Source organism: Gracilimonas sp. (genome assembly GCF_040218225.1).
Lineage (GTDB): Bacteria > Bacteroidota > Rhodothermia > Balneolales > Balneolaceae > Gracilimonas.
Window position 1 is genome coordinate 58,847 of the sequence record NZ_JAVJQO010000006.1, and the last position, 16,228, is coordinate 75,074.

The 16,228-nt window shown below is 42.3% G+C and carries 14 protein-coding genes; 7 read left to right on the forward strand and 7 right to left on the reverse strand.

Annotated features, from left to right (window positions below; genetic code table 11):
- Positions 1-6 precede the first annotated feature (6 nt).
- Entirely contained in the window at positions 7-1,662 is a 1,656-nt protein-coding gene (locus RIB15_RS07480; protein ID WP_350201530.1) for an amidohydrolase, read from the reverse strand.
- 171 nt (positions 1,663-1,833) lie between these two features.
- Here RIB15_RS07480 and RIB15_RS07485 point away from each other — a divergent pair, with 171 nt between their 5' ends.
- A complete protein-coding gene (locus tag RIB15_RS07485) occupies positions 1,834-3,891 on the forward strand; it encodes an ATP-binding protein (protein WP_350201531.1) in 2,058 nt (685 codons plus the stop codon).
- Here the strand turns inward: RIB15_RS07485 and RIB15_RS07490 are convergent.
- The 4 genes from RIB15_RS07490 to RIB15_RS07505 form a co-directional block, all read right to left on the reverse strand.
- Positions 3,881-4,324: an NUDIX domain-containing protein gene (locus RIB15_RS07490; protein ID WP_350201532.1), complete on the reverse strand. Its 444-nt coding sequence runs from the start codon at positions 4,322-4,324 to the stop codon at positions 3,881-3,883. The genes RIB15_RS07485 and RIB15_RS07490 overlap by 11 nt on opposite strands.
- Positions 4,321-5,976, reverse strand: a complete 1,656-nt coding sequence (gene pyrG, locus RIB15_RS07495) for a CTP synthase (RefSeq protein ID WP_350201533.1) — start codon at positions 5,974-5,976, stop codon at positions 4,321-4,323. Before pyrG ends, RIB15_RS07490 begins: the two co-directional genes overlap by 4 nt.
- Positions 5,977-6,054: 78 nt before the next feature.
- Entirely contained in the window at positions 6,055-6,846 is a 792-nt protein-coding gene (locus tag RIB15_RS07500; protein WP_350201534.1) for a glycerophosphodiester phosphodiesterase, read from the reverse strand.
- 160 nt (positions 6,847-7,006) lie between these two features.
- Positions 7,007-7,357 (reverse strand): hypothetical protein, encoded by a 351-nt coding sequence (locus RIB15_RS07505; protein ID WP_350201535.1) that lies wholly within the window; start codon positions 7,355-7,357, stop codon positions 7,007-7,009.
- A gap of 76 nt (positions 7,358-7,433) precedes the next feature.
- On the opposite strand from RIB15_RS07505, the gene rlmB reads away from it, so the two are divergent.
- Positions 7,434-8,177, forward strand: a complete 744-nt coding sequence (gene rlmB, locus RIB15_RS07510; protein WP_350201536.1) for a 23S rRNA (guanosine(2251)-2'-O)-methyltransferase RlmB — start codon at positions 7,434-7,436, stop codon at positions 8,175-8,177.
- 14 nt (positions 8,178-8,191) lie between these two features.
- On the opposite strand, the gene RIB15_RS07515 is transcribed toward rlmB, so the two are convergent.
- Positions 8,192-9,412: an exo-beta-N-acetylmuramidase NamZ family protein gene (locus RIB15_RS07515; protein ID WP_350201537.1), complete on the reverse strand. Its 1,221-nt coding sequence runs from the start codon at positions 9,410-9,412 to the stop codon at positions 8,192-8,194.
- A gap of 81 nt (positions 9,413-9,493) precedes the next feature.
- Positions 9,494-9,925 carry a nucleoside-diphosphate kinase gene (gene ndk / locus RIB15_RS07520; protein ID WP_350201538.1) on the reverse strand — a complete coding sequence of 144 codons (432 nt, stop codon included), beginning with the start codon at positions 9,923-9,925 and terminating at the stop codon, positions 9,494-9,496.
- A 125-nt stretch (positions 9,926-10,050) separates the two neighbouring features.
- On the opposite strand from ndk, the gene RIB15_RS07525 reads away from it, so the two are divergent.
- The 5 genes from RIB15_RS07525 to RIB15_RS07545 all read left to right on the forward strand — a co-directional run bounded on the left by RIB15_RS07525 (position 10,051) and on the right by RIB15_RS07545 (position 16,216).
- Entirely contained in the window at positions 10,051-11,898 is a 1,848-nt protein-coding gene (locus RIB15_RS07525) for an adenylate/guanylate cyclase domain-containing protein (RefSeq protein ID WP_350201539.1), read from the forward strand.
- A gap of 342 nt (positions 11,899-12,240) precedes the next feature.
- Positions 12,241-12,684, forward strand: a complete 444-nt coding sequence (locus RIB15_RS07530; RefSeq protein WP_350202049.1) for a methylglyoxal synthase — start codon at positions 12,241-12,243, stop codon at positions 12,682-12,684.
- Positions 12,674-14,704 carry a thioredoxin domain-containing protein gene (locus tag RIB15_RS07535; RefSeq protein WP_350201540.1) on the forward strand — a complete coding sequence of 677 codons (2,031 nt, stop codon included), beginning with the start codon at positions 12,674-12,676 and terminating at the stop codon, positions 14,702-14,704. The genes RIB15_RS07530 and RIB15_RS07535 overlap by 11 nt, the downstream gene beginning before the upstream one ends.
- 91 nt (positions 14,705-14,795) lie before the next feature.
- A complete protein-coding gene (locus RIB15_RS07540; RefSeq protein ID WP_350201541.1) occupies positions 14,796-15,413 on the forward strand; it encodes a sigma-70 family RNA polymerase sigma factor in 618 nt (205 codons plus the stop codon).
- Positions 15,410-16,216 carry an anti-sigma factor gene (locus RIB15_RS07545; RefSeq protein WP_350201542.1) on the forward strand — a complete coding sequence of 269 codons (807 nt, stop codon included), beginning with the start codon at positions 15,410-15,412 and terminating at the stop codon, positions 16,214-16,216. Before RIB15_RS07540 ends, RIB15_RS07545 begins: the two co-directional genes overlap by 4 nt.
- Positions 16,217-16,228 lie beyond the last annotated feature (12 nt).

Here is a 16,228-nt window from a genome sequence, read left to right on the forward strand (position 1 = left end):
GACTAATTACTCGGAAACACCATACACCTTTTCACCAGCAACCCATGTTTCCAGAATGTTTACTTTCCAGATTTCACTGGCAGGAATCTCAAAATAATCCTGATCAATAATTACAAAATCAGCCCACTTTCCTTTTTCTATTGAACCGATTACATCTTCCTGGTGAGCGGAATAAGCAGCATCGACGGTAAAAGCTTTGAGTGCTTGCTCTCTGCTCAGCGATTCATCCGGATACCAGCCATTGGGTGGGTTTCCCTGGTGATCCATTCGGGTTACTGCAGAATATAATCCCCAAAAAGGGTTTGAAGGCTCAACCGGAAAATCAGAACCGGCAGCAACTACTGTTCCCTGATCTAAAAACGTCTGCCAGGCATAGCCGCCTTCGATTCGTTCTTCTCCGACCCGATCAACCGCCATATTTTTATCGCTGGTGGCATGTCTGGGCTGCATAGAGGCAATTATATCTAATTCTTTAAATCGTGGGATATCTTCAAGGGCTACTATCTGGGCATGCTCAATTCTGTGCCGAAGCCCCTGATTTCCAAGTTCATCCCGAATATGAGCAAAAGCATCCAGGATCACGCGGTTTGCCCGGTCTCCGATAGCATGCACATTGGTTTGAAAACCTGCAGAAGCAGTTGTCATCATTGTCTTGTTAAATTCTTCCTGATCGGCAAACAGTAATCCACGGTTACCGGGATCATCAGAATAGGGCTCAATCATAGCTGCTCCCCTGCTCCCAAGTGCCCCATCCGAATAAAGCTTTACACTTCTCAGAGCCAATCGGTCATTCGCGTATGATTCTACCGGTCCATTCTGAGAAAGCTCTTCAAAGGCCTCCATACCGCCAATCATAGCATAAACTCGGGTGGTCATTTTATCCTGATCAGCAAATTCTTTATAAATTTCCCAGTTTTTAGCGCTTACGCCAGCATCATGAACCGATGTAAGTCCAACACTAGCCATCTGCTTTAATGCTTCTTCCAGTGCCCGTTTTCTTTCAACTTCAGTGGGCTCTGGTATTACTTCATTGATATAATTTTCAGCTGCATCAACAAAAACACCGGTAGCATTTCCGCTGGCATCCCGGATGATTTTACCGCCTTGAGGATCCGGAGTGTCTTTACTGATTTGAGCCAGCTCCATCGCTTTGGAATTTACCCAGCCAGCATGTCCGTCTACTCTTGAAAGATATACCGGACGATCAGGTACAACTCTGTCTAAATCTTCGGCGGTTGGAAATTCATTTTCTTCCCACAGGGTCTGATTCCAGCCACGACCCTGAATCCATTCCAGTTCAGGGTTTGCTTCCGCGTAAGCTTTGATAGTATCCAGTGTGGCTTCAAGTGATTCTATACCCGCTACATTCACATTCAATTCCTGAAAACCCAGTCCCATTACATGTCCATGAGCATCAATTAAACCAGGAAGAACGGTCTTTCCTTCTAAATCAATGACCTCTCCGGCAGCTCCATCAGAAAGTTCTTGTCCCCCAACCTGTTTTATTTTTCCATCTTCAATAATCATGGTTTCAAACGTGACGAGTGAATCTCCGGAAAATGTATATCCATTGGCATTGACAAAAGTTTTAACATCTCCGCTATTTGTACAAGCGCTTATTGAAATTGCGAGAGCAAAAAGAAAAACAAGTAGTTTTTTCATATGTATGATTTGATTAGAATTTCTTGAATATAAGGAAAGGAATGGGCTTTGATAAGCGTTTTGCAAGCTTTGATGTTTTTCACATTAAGGTTGTATAATATTCGGTAATTACTGTTGATAATAATTTTGAATAGAATTATTTAGCTCCAAAATAAAAGGAAGTCTTACTTATTGAATCATCTGCAGTTCACATATAGCTTGTTACTTTTTCTGGTTTTCATCCTTGGCATCCCGGGGTATTCACAAAATACTGAAGCTGACAGCCTCAGGAATATTATAAATGCATACAATACTGATTCCTCTATAGAAGACACCACACTGGTCAATACACTTATAGAGTTGAGTACATTCTATCGCTTTTCTGATATGGATAGTACCCTAAAGTATGCTAACCTAGCTGCTTCGGAAGCCATTAATGCTGATTTCACCAAAGGAAAATTAAATGCCCGTTATTTACAGGCTATTGTTTATTACAACCGCGGGGATTATGAAAGAACGGCTGAAATAGCTCGTCAATCTTTAGGCGAAGCCGGAAGTGAACAGTTCAAGCAGGAACGAGCACTGCTTAATCAGTTAATAGGAATTTCATATTCTGCCCGGGGAAGCTACCAACCCGGACTTAGTTATTTCTTCGAAGCTTATGATCTTTTTAAAGAACTTGGAAATGATTTAGGCACCTTTCAAAACCTCAATAATATTGGGGTAAGTTACCTGAAGCTGGAAGATTATGAAGAGGCTCTTGCTATTTTTTCAGAGCTCGATTCCCTTCGCTCACTTGAACCATCTACCATTTCCATTCCCGTGAACCTGGGATTTATCTATTATGAACTTGATCAGTTAGAAAAAGCAGAGCAACAATTGATGCGGGTTATAAATTTTGATGGATCTGATTTTGATCAGCGTGCAATTGGCCTCTCCACTTTTAAACTTGGTGAAATTCACCTCCGCTGGAGAAATTATTCCAAAGCTCTCGATTACTTCAATCGGTCTATAGACAAGTATGAAGAGCTTGGCAACGAACTGGAAAAAGTACAGTCTTTAAACGGGATTGCTCGCAGCTATTTACAACAAGGAGCCTTAAATCAGGCATTACGTTTCGGAAATAATGCCTTTAAAATAGCCAATGAGCTAGGCGGACTTCCTGAGAAAAACATGTCAGCCGGAACCCTTTATGAAATTCACAAAGCTCATGGGAATTTTGAGAATGCACTTAGCTATCATGAGATTTACAAAAATCTTTCTGACAGCTTAAGTAATGATGAAATAAATCGTGAGGTTGGAAGGCTGGAAGCGGAATACGAATTCCGTGAAAAAGAACTGCAAATGCGGGAAGCTCAGCAGCAACAAAATCTTGAAAACGCAAGTCGGGTTGCAAACAGAAATATTCTGATTCTAATTAGTCTATCCCTGTTATTTATTGCTGTGATTGTTGCTTATGCACAATACCGAAACTCTGCTCTTCGCAAGAAAGCAAACGATCTTCTTCGCGAAAAAAATGACCATATAGAACAGCAGGCCGTTCGTCTTGAGGAGATGAACGATATAAAAATGCATCTTTTCTCTATTATTGCACACGACCTGAGAGGTCCGCTGAGTTCGTTATATGGGTTTATCACTTTGAACCAAATGAATGAGCTTTCAAAAGAAAAGATACAGGAACTAATTCCTGAGCTGTCTGATAAATTCCGCTATACCTCCAATCTGCTGAATAATTTATTGAACTGGGCTAAAAGTCAGCTGGAAGGTTACAGAGTAATTCCTGAAGAGTTTAATTTGAGACAGTTGCTGGTGGAAAATCAGAAGCTTCTGGATTATCAGGCAAAAGAGAAGAACATCACGGTTAAAAATAACACTGATGATGAGACTGTATATGCGGATAAGAATATGATCAGCCTGGTACTGCTGAATCTTCTTTCAAACGCCATAAAATTTACTCCGGAAAATGGAAGCATCGCTCTTTGGACTGAGACGAAAGAACACCATATCCAATTTAGCATAAGAGATACGGGTGTCGGAATTCCTGAAGATAAGCTTACACTCTTATTTGAAGAATCCAGTTTTTACACAACTGATGGAACCAATAATGAAAAAGGTACCGGCCTTGGCTTGATGCTTTGCAAAGATTTTATCAAGAAAAACCATGGAAAGTTTTGGGCAGTCAGTGAAGTTGGAAAAGGAAGTACATTTAATTTTACGGTTCCAAAAACTAAAACTGCCTTCAAGAAATAAATTCGGACCAAAACTGTGATTTTATAAATTCTGGAGCTGTGTTCATTTCGGCTATTTCCCTCCGGCTGTAAAATCCAATGTTTCTGAGAATTTGTTGGTCAGATTCTAATTCCGGATCAGTACCCAGATTTAAACTGCCCCCTTCTTCTTTCACCAAAAAATAAAATTCAATGGCATGTATGGGGGGTTGAATCACCTGATTGATGTGGACTCTCGTCCCAACTGATATTTCCAGTCCGGTCTCTTCTTCAAACTCACGGATAAGAGCCTCTTCTATCGATTCCCCAAACTTGACCCCACCGCCGGGCGGAATCCAGGTCCATTGATTTGTAACCGGAGATCGCAGCTCGACAAGCAATAACTTTTCATCCTTAACCAGTAATCCACAAGATCGTATTCGTAAACGATTCGAGTAAGAATCTGACGTTATCAATTTTCAGCTACAGCTTTTTTAGCTTTTCGGGGCTCATATAATTTAGAAGATTTTGCATATTTGAGACTGGCTTTCACAAAATCAACAAAGAGTGGTTGTGGATTATTCACGGTACTGCGTAACTCAGGGTGAAACTGCACACCTACAAACCATGGATGATCAGGTATCTCCACAATCTCTACCAGATCACGTTCCGGGTTCATCCCCGCCAGTACCATTCCATTCTCGGTAAGTTTATATCTCAGGTTGTTGTTTACCTCATACCGGTGACGGTGTCGTTCCTCAACAACTTCCTGGCCATAAGCCTCAAAAGACTTTGTCCCCTCCTTCAGCTTACAGGTATACTTCCCAAGACGCATGGTACCACCCATATTCTCGATATTCTTTTGATCGTGCATAATATCGATGATGGGGTATTCGGTGTTTTCGTCAAACTCGGTGCTATTTGAGTCTTCCCACCCGCAAACATCTCTTGCATATTCAATGACTGCACACTGCATACCCAAACAAATTCCAAAAAATGGAATCTTATTTACGCGGGCATATTCCACAGCTGCCAGTTTTCCGGAAATACCTCTGCCTCCAAAACCCGGTGCAACAAGTACACCCGATACATCTTTGAATTCTTTTTCGACGTTCTCACGAGACAGGTTATCAGATTGAATCCATTTAATGTTCACTTTGCAATCATTAACTGCTCCGGCATGAATGAAAGCTTCTACAATAGATTTATAGGAATCATGGTGTTCAACGTATTTCCCAACCAAAGCAATATTTATATCTCCCGATGGATTGCAAACTGCCTCAACAAATCCAATCCAGTTATCGAGATTAGGTTCTTCAGTCTTCAGCTTCAGCTTTTCGATTACTCTCTTGTCAAGGCCTTCTTCCTGCATGAGCAGAGGAACTTCGTATATGCTTCTGGCATCCCGCGACTCAATCACATCTTCCAGATCTACATTACAAAACTGGGCCACTTTCCGGCGAATAGTTTCATCCAGGGGGTGCTCTGTTCGGCAAACAAGGATATCTGGCTGAAGTCCGCTTTCGGATAATGTTTTAACAGAGTGTTGTGTAGGCTTGGTTTTCAACTCACCCGCTGCCGCCAGATAAGGAACCAGTGTCAGGTGAATGGAAAGTGTATTCTGACGTCCTACGTTATATCTCAGCTGGCGAACGGCCTCAATATATGGCAAGCTCTCAATGTCACCCACGGTTCCGCCAATCTCAATAATTACTATATCGTAATTTCCGGATTGTCCGAGTTTCAGAACATGAGACTGTATCTCATCAGTGATATGCGGAATTACCTGAACCGTTTTTCCGAGATATGCTCCTTGCCGTTCTTTGGTAATTACATCATAATAAATACGACCGGTGGTCACATTATTACTTTGTGATGTTTTTATATCCAGAAATCGTTCATAGTGACCAAGATCGAGATCGGTTTCTGCACCATCATCGGTTACATAAACCTCACCATGTTCGTATGGATTCATCGTTCCCGGATCTACGTTGATGTAAGGATCCAGTTTTTGAACGGTTACTTTGAGACCTTGTGCAACTAACAGACGGCCGAGAGATGCACAAATGATTCCTTTTCCGAGTGAAGATGTAACTCCTCCGGTTACAAAAATATATTTGGTGGACATGCGGGAAATGAGTGTAGTTAATGGATATAAAATATAGGGGGTTCCCTATCCCCATTCAATGCAGATTGGCAAGAAAACCTACTTTGTTTTCCACATGTTATCCACAACTTGCTTCAACAGATCCGGCTTATCGGAAAAAATCCCGCTTGCACCCCGCTTAATTACTTTCTCCATGTGCCTCTTATTATTCACGGTATATATAAAAACCGGAATATTATGCCTCTGTGTATCTTCTGCCCATCTTTTTGAGAACTGACGCCGGCTACAGTTAAAGGCGTCGGCTTCGTAATTCTCTATTAATTCAGATGGAATACGGCCTGCAGATTGGCTTTTTTCGTACAGCAGAGCAGCAGAGATGTCCACATCCAGCTGTTTGAGGTGGGATATAGCCCGATAGTCAAAACTGGAGAATAATACATGGGCTTCCATTCCGTGTTTTTTTACCAAGTTCAGTGCCTTCTCTTCTATACCGCCAGAGGGCTCATCGGCAACCGCTTCGGTTTTAATTTCGATATTCAGGGCTATTTTACCCTTGGCAAATTCGAGGACCTCTTCCAGCGTAGGAATTTGTTCGCCAGCATGTTCTTCACCAAACCAAAGTCCGGCATCCAATTTCCTGAGCTCCTCTAAAGAATAGTTTGCAACCAATCCTTTTCCATTGGTTGTGCGGTCAAGAGTTTCATCATGAATAACTACAGGAATCCCGTCTTTACTCAGCAGAATATCCAGCTCTATCATTTCGGCTCCCATCTCGTAGGCAGCCCGGAAAGCAGACATGGTATTCTCTGGATAGTAAGCACTGGCTCCTCTGTGTCCTATAACAATGAAGTTATCTTCGGAACCGGAATATAGCTGGATTGGTAAGTCCAAAGTTCTGGGTTGGGATATGATCGTTTGGTTTACCACCAATAATAAGGGGAATAGACAAAAAAGTAATTTCAAATTATCGAAAGAATTTTATGAAACGCATAACTATCCCAACGATAGTAAATTAAATTGCCGATACTATAAATTAATTATTAACAATGAATTAATTTTGCGAGCTTATTACACGCTTAATGGCTTTATGCAAAAGGGAATCGAATGCACCTGAGTGAGTAATAATACTATACATAAAATATAATCCTACCATAGTTGTGATACTGCCGAACACCGTCATAATAGTAGCTAACCAAAAAGGTTGTATACTATTAATTAATGAAAGCGCTACCACAGACGTCCCTAAAAAAATCTGAGTTATGGCCGACACAAAATGCAATCCATTTATTGAATGCACTCGATCCATAAAATCAGAGATGCCTGTAGCTTTACGGTTGGTTATATTTAACTGCTTTAAACCATCGCTAACTAATGGGTTTTTATGTTTCTCTTCTTCAAACATGTCCTTTATTTTTTAGCTAACCTGTCTTCTGACACTCATTTATTATAATGAAACTAAAACGACTTTAAAATTATTTATGACAAATTCTGAAAATTTTTTCATCTATGGTCGCAATCCGGTAGAGGAAGCTCTCCAAAATCAGCCTGATGAAATTGACAAAATTTTTGTAAAGAATAATATCAAGCCTTCTTCCTATCAAAATATATCAGAGCTTGCAAAAAACAACGACGTCCCCCTCGTCAAGGTTCCAGGACCAAAGATATTCAGCCTTGTAGGCAAAGTGAACGACCAGGGCTTCGTAGCACAAAGAAGTGCTGTTAAATACACCCCTTTCTTTGACTGGGTTGAGACCCTGATCATGTCAAAAAATCCTGCAGTACTTCTATTACACGGAATTGAAGACCCACATAACTTTGGAGCTATTCTCCGGTCTGCAGCTGCCTCTGGAATGGATGCGGTTATCATTCCCATGCAAAACCAAGCTCCGGTTAATGCTACTGTTTTTAAAACCTCGGCTGGTACTGCAGGCAGAATTCCGGTCATCAGAATTCACGATATTAACCAGGGAATTAAAGACCTGACTGCTACCGGATTTTCTATCATTGGGTTAGACGGCTCAGGTAAGAAAACGTTATGGGAAACCGATTTAAACAAACCCGTAGCTTTTTTAATTGGGAGTGAAGGCGACGGAATTCATACAGAAAATCTCAAACGTTGCAACGAAGTAATTCACATTCCGATGCAAAATGATGTTGAGTCATTGAACGCTTCAGTTAGCGCAGCTCTTGTCAGCTATGAGTGGATGCGCCAAAAAAAATGAGTGAGATGTTATCGCTAGTATAAAAGGTATTTCACTCTTTGCTCTTTGAACGCTTCTACATCCGATTGCCACGAAGGAATGTCCTCATCATTTTCGATGATGGACTTCAGGTCTATTCCATAGAGTTTATTCGCAAAAGACTTGATCTCAAAATCAGCAGTGTTGGCTTGTGCTAATTTTAACAGATCCAATCCTAATTTAACAGGGTCCGTTTTTGTATAATCGCCACCGAATGTAATTCGAATCCCCTTACATTTTTGCCCTTCGAGCTTTGGGTTTGGCGCTTTACCGGGTATTGATTGAGGGGTAAAAGTAATAGCTTCCAGCTCTACCGAATGTTTGTTCTCTAACTCTGTCAGGTCGGATTCTTGAACTTTAAACTCCGGAGCACCGATTGTTAAAAAGGGATCAGGTGTGCCCCGGCCTTCTGACAAGTTTGTCCCTTCAAAAATTACCGTTCCGGGGTAAGCGAATACATGTTCGAATGTAGGCAAGTTCGGCGAAGGAGCGATCCAGGGCAAACCCGTTTCCGGCCAAAGCATATCCCTATCCCAGCCCGAAGTTTTGATGACTCTGAAATTTGGTTCTGTTTCTAAATTGAGCCATCCTTCTCCAACAGCCATTTGGGCAATCTCTCCCATCGTCATCCCATAAGCTATGGGCATTGGATAAGAACCCACAAACGACTTGTACTCTTCTTCCAGAATCCACCCGGATACATAATTACCCCCCAGCGGATTTGGACGATCCAGTATCCACATTTCCTTATCATTTTCTGCCACCGCTTCCATCACTAATCCCATGGTGGAATTGTAGGTGTAAAATCGGACACCCATGTCTGGCAGGTCAAATAAGATCAGATCTATGTTTTCCAGCATTTCTGCCGTTGGCTTTTTTGTTGAACCATAAAGAGAAAAGACTGGCAGGCCTGTTTCCTGATCTTCTCCATCTGTAATTTCCTCTCCGGCTCCTGCTTCCCCCCGAAATCCATGTTCAGCGGCGAACAAGGCGGTCACATTCACACCCAGGCTCATCAGCGTATCCACCATATGTACACCATCTACCCGGGAAGTTGGATTCATTACCAGCCCAATCCTCTTCCCTTGCAATTCAGATAAGTGCTCGTCTAATAAAATTTCAGCCCCAGTTTTTACCAGGTCATCTTTGTGATCCTGTTGTATTGAGCAACTCATGAGAAACAAACTTAGCAGAACCAGGGAAAATGTAACTTTCATAGCTAGGATTTAAGTGATGAAATAAAAAAAGCCTCGCAGTAAAACCACGAGACCTAAATGTAGTACGAATGCAGGAATTAATTAAGCCTGATTTGCAACCACTTCTGATTCAGCAAAGAAGTAAGCCGCTTCAATTTTTCCATTTTCAACAGAGTCGGAACCGTGAATGATGTTCTCCCCCACACTGTCAGCAAAGTCAGCACGGATTGTTCCTTTGTCAGCTTCAGCTGGATTGGTAGCTCCGATCAATTCTCTGAAATCTGCAATTGCATTCTCTTTTTCCAGAATCATAGGCACACAGGCTCCGCTGCTCATAAATTCGCAAAGCTCGCCGTAAAAAGGACGCTCTTTGTGAACCGCATAGAATCCACCAGCCGTGTCTTTAGTGAGTCGGGTCATCTTCATTGCAAGGATAGAAAACCCAGCATCTTGAATTCGTTTTGTTACTTCTCCGATCAGTCCTTTTCGTACACAATCGGGTTTGAGAATAGTCAGTGTTCGTTCTTTTGCCATTATTATTGTCTATTAAAATTTTGTAACATTTATCTTTACAGAAACTCTATTTAGTGACGATAAAGATACGGGTTCATTCATCAAGATTCGAACCTTTCTGTTATAGAGTTATTCGGTTAGTAAAAATGAAAGAAGGACAAAAGCAATTTTATCACTGGCATTTTAGCCTCTCGGCCTCCCCGGCAAAGCTATGGCCTTATGTGTCTGATACGAACCGGATATTTCGAATCCTGGGAGCCACTCCTGTGAGTGAAACATCCCTTTCACGCAGTACTCCAAAAGGATTTTTAGAGCTTAGCCATAGCAAACTAAAATCGTATGTTACATGGCAGGAAACCCCTTATATCTGGGAATATCCCTATCGCTTTGGGGTAACACGCCACTATAAGCTGGGCATGCTCAAAGAACTCAAGTTTCGCACTGAATTTATTTCTTTGGATGACGAAACCCGGGTCAGTATTAAAATCTGGGTGCAGCCCTCAAATATATTTTTCTCTTTTCTGATAAAGGCCTATGTCGAATATGTAATCAAGCGCCGGCTTACCAAATACCTGCAACAGGTTGATGAGAGTGTTTCCAAAAACCTGAAACCTTATGAAATTTCGAAACCAAAGAAGCTGGTTCGTGGTGCTGAACGAAAAATCAATACCCTGAAGACGCAGCTTATTGAAAACAGTAAGCGGAAGCGAATTGTAAACCGGCTTTTTGATCTCATCCGGTTTGCTGATGACGAAGATCTGACACGTATTCACCCCTATTCCCTGGCAGAGTATTGGGGAGAGAAGAAATACTCGGTTTTAAATGTATTCCTTCACGCCTCCAAGCTGGACATACTGGATTTCAGCTGGGATGTATGTTGCCCCAAATGTAAGTCGCCCAAGCATACCTTCCGCAAGATGAGAGAAGCCCGTGTTCATCTTTTTTGTGATGATTGCGAGTCTGATTATATGATGGACTTCAACCGGAATACCCATTTGGTATTCACCCCTCATCCGCTGATAAGAAAAATCAATGATAAGAAATTCTGCCTGGGTGGCCCGAGTTCAAAACCACACCGTGTGACTCAGCAAACCCTGGATATTGGCGATGCAAAATATCCCCAAATACGGTTAGAAGAAGGAACCTATCTTTTCCGGACTCATAACCATGATGGTCATTTGATTTTACATGTGAGAGAAGAAGGCGCAGATAATATTACCGTATATATTACGGATGAAGAACTGGATGGACAGGAGATCACGATTTCTACCAATCCAAACCTGATCATCAGCAACCGTTCTTCAAAAAAATCGGTTTGCTTTATCGACAAGTTAAACTGGAAAGAAGAAGCTATTTATGCCAGTGAAGTAAGTTCGTCGCATGATTTCAGAGAACTATTCTCCCGCGAGACACTGAAGGAAACCAGCAAAGTAAAAGCATCTGAAGTTACCATGCTATTCACCGACCTGATGAACTCTACGGAATTATATGTTCAGGAAGGGGACGAATCGGCTATTGGTCGCGTGATGGGACATTTCAAGATTATACAGCAGATTGTAGCTGAGGAACGCGGCGGAATCGTGAAAACCATCGGGGATTCTGTAATGGCTGTTTTCTGGGAGCCGGTTTCTGCTCTAAAAGCCGTACAGCGTATTCAGCAAATCTTCACGACTTCTACTTCGATGGGTGATTCCTTTAAGATTAAAGCCGGGGTCCATTTTGGGGATTGCACGGCCGTGAACCTGAACGGGCGCATCGACTATTTCGGAACCACGGTTAATATTGCATCCCGCCTGGTTGATATTGCCTCTGAAAAAGAAATTATGGTTTCCGAAGCGGTATTCAATCACCCCGATGTGCAGCTGTATCTCGACAAACACTCCGATACTTTTTTCGTGAAAGAAAGCATGAAAGAGCTCAAAGGCTTTGACGACGAAGAATTCAAGGTGAAGCAAATCCGCTTAGAACGCCCACCAATGCGATTGGTAATATAGTTCGAGGCAGAGCTTCGGTGAAGATTTTTTTTGCGCCACTAAATCACGAAAGCTCTAAATTTTTGATGATTAGCATTCTTCTGAGGCCTCTCACTTTACTATTTCAACCTGAGTTCGATATAAACAGTCAACTGTGGAAGCTTATAATCCATTTAGATTCTGGGCCATCCCCCTATTTTGATCATTACTCTCTAAAACCATTTCCGGCCCAGAATCCCGCCTAAATCGTTTTTATAATTGCCCGTCACTTCGCATCTTTGAGTAATTATTACTCACTCAATTCAACATCTTTTTATGTCTGCAAAACAATTACATCCATCCATTGCGGATAGTGTTCAACCCATGAAACCCAAAAAGAATATTGCACTGATTGCCCACGATCATCGCAAAGCAGATTTACTGGACTGGGCCGAATACAACCGCGAACACCTTTCAGAACACAACCTGTTTGGTACCGGAACTACCGGATCGTTAGTATCTGACAAGTTAGATCTTCCTGTGTTTACCTTCAAAAGTGGTCCGCTTGGCGGCGACTTACAAATTGGTACTGCCATCGTCCAGAATGAAATTGATGTAATGATCTTTTTCTGGGATCCGTTGCAAGCCCAGCCGCATGATGTGGATGTAAAGGCTCTCCAGCGTATCAGTATTGTGTACAACATCCCGATGGCCTGTAACCGCTCATCTGCTGATTTCCTGATTACATCACCCCTAATGAAAACAAAATACGATCGATTTATCGTTGACTACAGTCAGCGTTTCAAAAAAGATTACAATGCCGAATAAACTCAAAGACGAGAAAAGCCCTTATCTAAAACAACACGCCGACAATCCTGTGGATTGGTATCCCTGGGGCAAGGAGGCCTTCGAAAAGGCCAAAAAAGAGAATAAGCCGGTGTTCCTCTCCATTGGATACGCCACATGTCACTGGTGCCACGTGATGGCGCACGAGAGTTTTGAAGATCCTGAAATTGCTAAGCTGATGAATGAGGCTTTCATCAATGTGAAAGTAGACCGGGAAGAACGGCCGGATATCGACAGCACATATATGACGGTCTGCCAAATGCTTACCGGACAAGGCGGCTGGCCGCTGACGATCATCATGACGCCCGGAAAGGAACCATTTTTTGCGGGAACTTACATTCCTAAAGAGGCTAGGTTTAACCGAATTGGTTTGCGACAGCTGATTCCCGGAGTGAAAGGCATGTGGGAGAACGAGCCCAAACGGGTTGAAAAAGCTACAGCTAAAATCCGAGAAGGATTTACCAAATCCCAGGAATATGAAAGCGGGAATTTCCCCGGGACTGAAGCTACTGATTTTGCATCAGAACAACTCGCTCAGAGATATGACTCCGAACATGGTGGATTTGGATCGGCCCCGAAATTCCCAAGTCCACACAACCTGATGTTTATGCTTCGCCAGTGGAAATTGACGGGAGAAGAACGATTTCTGGAGATGGTGACTTCCACTCTCGAAAAAATGCGACTGGGCGGAATCTGGGATCATATTGGATTTGGCTTTCACCGCTACTCAACCGATCAGGAGTGGCTGCTTCCCCATTTTGAAAAAATGCTGTACGATCAAGCCCTGCTGATGATGGCTTATACGGAAGGCTGGCAGGCTACTGGAAATTCGCTTTTCAAGCAAACGGTTTATGAAATTGGTGAATATATAGAACGAGATTTACTTCACCCGGAAGGTGGGTTTTATTCAGCTGAAGATGCTGACAGCGAAGGAGAAGAAGGAAAGTTCTACATATGGGAGAAAAATGAAATTGAATCGGTACTTTCAGATGATTCCCAGAAGTTTATCGACCATTTCAACATTACGGAAGAAGGTAATTTTGAGGATGAAGCCACCAAAGAACTCACCGGAAAGAACATTCCTCATCTCACTTCTGCCTTAAAGCCAGACCAATCTTCATGGTTCAAAGAAGTCAGAACTTCACTTTTCAAGAAGCGGGAAGAAAGAGTCCGCCCGTTACTTGATGATAAAATCCTGACCGACTGGAACGGACTTATGATTGCCGCCCTGGCAAAAGCGGGTTTTGCATTTGATGACGATCATCTAACTGAGCTTGCGGAAAAAGCGGCGCAATTCATTGAGGATCATCTTGTAGAGAAAGAAAAACTGATCCACCGGTACAATGATGGTGAAGCTGCGATCGATGCCATGGCCGATGATTATGCGTTCCTGATCTGGGGGTTGATTGAACTGTATGAATCTACCTTTGAGCCTCAATATCTCTCAAAAGCCCTGACACTGAATGAGCAGTTTATCGAATTGTTTTGGGATACAGAGAAAAGCGGGTTCTATTTCAGCATAGCCGACGAAGATCAGGTTTATGGGCGACAAAAGCAGATTTTTGACGGAGCCATGCCTTCCTCCAATTCTGTTGCCATGATGAACCTGATCAGGTTGAGCCGTTTATCCGGAAATACGGAGCTTGAAGGTTATGCTGATAAAATCGGTGAGGCTTTTTCAGCTGATTTAATCCGATCCGGGGCCAGTATTTGTCACAGTATGCAATCCATTCAATTCCTGAATGCTGATGCCAGGGAGATCACTTTCAGGGCAAAATCAACCGAGCAGAAAGCATTGTTGGAGCTGGTTCGGAATCAATTCACCCCTTTTAAAGTGATGCATATGATTACTGAAAAGAATCATGAACTACTGACAGAAGTTGCCGGTTATACCTCCACACAAAAGAAACTAAACGACAAACCCACGCTTTATATATGCAGAGATTTTACCTGCGACCAGCCCATCAACGAAGTGAAAAAAATGAAGAAAGCTTTGGGTTAATGACTAGTTTTTCCTTTTATTTACATCATAATTTTATCAGGATGTCAATCCATTGTTGAACGGCCTGCGTATATAACCACATCAGACATTTATGCTTTTTTTCATTTTATCTACAATTGGGAAAGTCCTGACAAAGGATGAAGAAAGGGATCGGGACATTATGGCCCGTATTAAAGCGCGTGACGCTTCTGCCCTCTCCGAATTGTATGATCAATATAACAGACTGCTTTTTGGACTGATTCTTTCTATCGTCAAAAAACGAGAGGAAGCTGAAGACACCTTGCAGGAAGTTTTTACACAGATTTGGGAGAAAGCCGAGCAGTTTGATTTAGAAAGAGGAACTGTTTATACCTGGATTGTTTCTTTAACCCGAAATAAATCGATAGACCGTTTACGGTCCAAGGTTTATAAGGAACAGAAAAAGCAATCGACCAGCCTGGATGATGAAGATGTTTTCTATCCGCTGTATTCAGATGAAGCAGATCCGTTGGAAAACACCATATTAACCGATCGCGCAAAAAAATTGCGGGACGCGTTGGACCAAATATCTGACAAACAAAGGAAGGTATTACAAGTGGCTTACTTTAACGGGATGAGCCAAAGTGAAATCGCAGACGAATACGACATCCCTCTCGGTACAGTTAAAACAAGGATGAGAGATGGCATGATAAAATTAAGAGAGCTTTTAGCGAAGGATATAGAATTATGAGTAACGATAATAACAGATTTACAGAGCTTTGTACGGGGCATGTGCTCAATGCGTTGAGTGCAAGCGAAGAAAAGGAGTTTCAGCAATTATTAGCTGAAGCAGATGAGGACCAGTTAGCACTTCATGATGAACTGAAAGCTGTTGCTGCCGAAATGGCTACGCTTGCACCAGCCCAGAAACCTTCCCTCTCCGTTAAAGAAAATATCATGAAAATGGCTACGGGTGTCGCAGCTAATCAAACTTCGAAAACCAGAAATGCACCTGTAACCCGAATGAGATGGTATCGTGTGGCTGTGGCAGCATCATTTATTTTTATCTTCACTTCTATTGGCTTACTGTTTTATTCACAATCGCTGGAAGAAGATATGCGCGGGCAGTCACAGACTATAGCGCAGCAACAAACGACTATTGAGCAACTTGAAAGTGAAGTGCAACGAAAAGAAGAACTACTTACCATACTCGAAGCACGGGAAGTGGACCTCGTTATGATGGCTGGTACTGAAAACACAAATCCAAACGGATATGGAAAAGTTGTATGGGATAAACAAGGCGGACGTGCCCTGCTCCAGGTTGCTAATATGCCTATTGTTCCAAGTGACAAAGACTACCAGCTATGGTTTATTGTAAATGGACAACCAATCAGTGCTGGTGTATTTGCAGTAGACGATCCACAGCGTGATAATTTCTTCAAGATTGAACAGCTGCAAAGTGATGCCCGTGAAGGTGCCTTTGCTATCACCATGGAGCCAAAAGGTGGTGTTCCACAACCTACCGGAGACATGTATTTACTGGGTAATATGTAATCCATACATCGC

What these genes read in the sequence shown, in the direction of transcription:
- RIB15_RS07540 (WP_350201541.1), top strand. Translation starts at nt 14,796, where the DNA reads ATGCTTTTTTTCATTTTATCTACAATTGGGAAAGTCCTGACAAAGGAT.
- RIB15_RS07535 (WP_350201540.1), top strand. Translation starts at nt 12,674, where the DNA reads ATGCCGAATAAACTCAAAGACGAGAAAAGCCCTTATCTAAAACAACAC.
- RIB15_RS07480 (WP_350201530.1), bottom strand. Translation starts at nt 1,662, where the DNA reads ATGAAAAAACTACTTGTTTTTCTTTTTGCTCTCGCAATTTCAATAAGC.
- RIB15_RS07530 (WP_350202049.1), top strand. Translation starts at nt 12,241, where the DNA reads ATGAAACCCAAAAAGAATATTGCACTGATTGCCCACGATCATCGCAAA.
- RIB15_RS07525 (WP_350201539.1), top strand. Translation starts at nt 10,051, where the DNA reads ATGAAAGAAGGACAAAAGCAATTTTATCACTGGCATTTTAGCCTCTCG.
- rlmB (WP_350201536.1), top strand. Translation starts at nt 7,434, where the DNA reads ATGACAAATTCTGAAAATTTTTTCATCTATGGTCGCAATCCGGTAGAG.
- RIB15_RS07505 (WP_350201535.1), bottom strand. Translation starts at nt 7,357, where the DNA reads ATGTTTGAAGAAGAGAAACATAAAAACCCATTAGTTAGCGATGGTTTA.
- RIB15_RS07515 (WP_350201537.1), bottom strand. Translation starts at nt 9,412, where the DNA reads ATGAAAGTTACATTTTCCCTGGTTCTGCTAAGTTTGTTTCTCATGAGT.
- RIB15_RS07545 (WP_350201542.1), top strand. Translation starts at nt 15,410, where the DNA reads ATGAGTAACGATAATAACAGATTTACAGAGCTTTGTACGGGGCATGTG.
- pyrG (WP_350201533.1), bottom strand. Translation starts at nt 5,976, where the DNA reads ATGTCCACCAAATATATTTTTGTAACCGGAGGAGTTACATCTTCACTC.
- ndk (WP_350201538.1), bottom strand. Translation starts at nt 9,925, where the DNA reads ATGGCAAAAGAACGAACACTGACTATTCTCAAACCCGATTGTGTACGA.